Consider the following 506-nt stretch of genomic DNA (forward strand, 5'->3'; position numbering starts at 1 on the left):
AGATGCGACTTGGCAATTCCTGCGTCGGCGTCGTGGCACCCTCGAAAGCCGGCCGCCGCCTTGTCCGCCAATCAATCGCCAAGGGAATGCGGCGCACGGTGCGTGTGCTCCCTGTGCGCGAAAATCGGCGAAACATGCTGATTTTGTTGCCGGAACAGCGCCGGAATGGACTTTGCACACCTCTGCGAGGCAGAATACGCCGCTCGCCCGTTGATTGATTGGTCGCCTGCGGCTAACGATCACGGCAAGGTTGGCAAAGACAGAGGGACCCGCTTGGACGCGATCGAAAAAGCGATCCGGAACGCCTTGGAGAAAGGCAATGCCGAGGACCGCGCGTTCCGCGAGAGGGTCTATCGCTCGGCTTTTGCCGCGCTCGATCGCGCGCTCCAGGCCAATCCGGGTGTGACCGTTGAGGTCGCCATCAAGCGCCGCAAGGCAATTCAGGCGAAAATCACCGAAATCGAATCCGAGTTCCTGCCGGCGGTGCCGGATGTCGGTCCGCAGGG

The 506-nt window shown here is 61.9% G+C and carries 1 pseudogene; it reads left to right on the forward strand.

Going from position 1 to position 506, the window contains the following annotated elements:
- Positions 1-273 precede the first annotated feature (273 nt).
- Positions 274-506 (forward strand): annotated as a pseudogene (locus EN964_RS36880) (hypothetical protein); the annotation flags it as partial.

The organism is Mesorhizobium sp. M7A.F.Ca.CA.001.10.2.1 (assembly GCF_003998575.1).
Lineage (GTDB): Bacteria > Pseudomonadota > Alphaproteobacteria > Rhizobiales > Rhizobiaceae > Mesorhizobium.